Source organism: Streptomyces sp. LS1784, from assembly GCF_020103755.1.
Classification (GTDB): domain Bacteria; phylum Actinomycetota; class Actinomycetes; order Streptomycetales; family Streptomycetaceae; genus Kitasatospora.
Genome location: NZ_JAHSQD010001169.1, coordinates 1 through 877, shown reverse-complemented (window position 1 = coordinate 877; position 877 = coordinate 1). Strand labels below are relative to the sequence as shown.

1 protein-coding gene is annotated in these 877 nt (G+C 77.4%); it reads left to right on the top strand.

Annotated features, from left to right (window positions below; all coding sequences use genetic code 11):
• Positions 1-734: SDR family oxidoreductase (locus tag KS423_RS46360; RefSeq protein ID WP_224285644.1), on the top strand; the 734-nt coding region annotated here is incomplete at its 5' end.
• Between the last annotated feature and the right edge of the window lie 143 nt (positions 735-877).

Below are 877 nucleotides of genomic sequence, written 5' to 3'. Positions count from 1 at the left end.
CGGCGGCCGGGGTCCGCTGGGCCCGGGGCGGCCTCGGCGACGCCGCCGGCCTGCGCCCGGCCCTCGAAGGGTCTCGCGCGCTGTTCGTCCTGCTGGGCGGCGAGCTCAACAGCCACGGCGAGAGCCCGGAGGCCCTGCTGAGGACGGTCGCGGACGCCGGGGTGGAGCGGATCGTCCTGGTCTCCTCGCAGGTCGGCGCCACCCGGCCGGACGCGCCCTCGCACGCCCGGCTGCGGGAGTTCGAGTCCGCCGTCCGCACCTCCGGACGGGACTTCACCGTCCTGCGCCCCGGCGGCTTCGCCTCCAACGCCTTCGCCTGGGCCGAGACGGTCCGTACGAAGCGGACGGTCTTCGCGCCGTTCGGCGAGGTGGCGCTGCCCGTCGTCGACCCGGCGGACATCGCGGCGGTCGCCGCGGCCGTACTGCGCGAGGACGGACACGGCGGCCGCATCTACGAGCTGACCGGCCCCGAGGCGATCGGGCCGCGTCGACAGGCCGAGGTCATCGCCGAGGCACTGGGCGAGGAGGTGGCCTTCGTGGAGCTGTCCCGGGAGCAGGCCCACGCCCACCTGGCGCAGTTCATGCCGGAGCAGGTGATCGCCGGGACCCTGGACGTGCTCGGCGCCCCGCTCCCGGCCGAGCAGGCGGTCAGCCCGGACGTGGCGACGGTGCTGCACCGCCCGGCCGCACCCTTCCGGGCCTGGGTCGAGCGCAACCTGCCGGCCTTCCGGTAGAGCCGGCGCGGCAGTCCCGGGCGCGCACGAAGCGCACCGAGCGCACGAAGCGCACCAAGCGCGGCGCGCCCGGGACGGGGCTCACCCGGACAGGGCTCAGGCGCCGGCCGGCTTGGCCGCCTCGGCGCCCGCCGCCTCCGGGG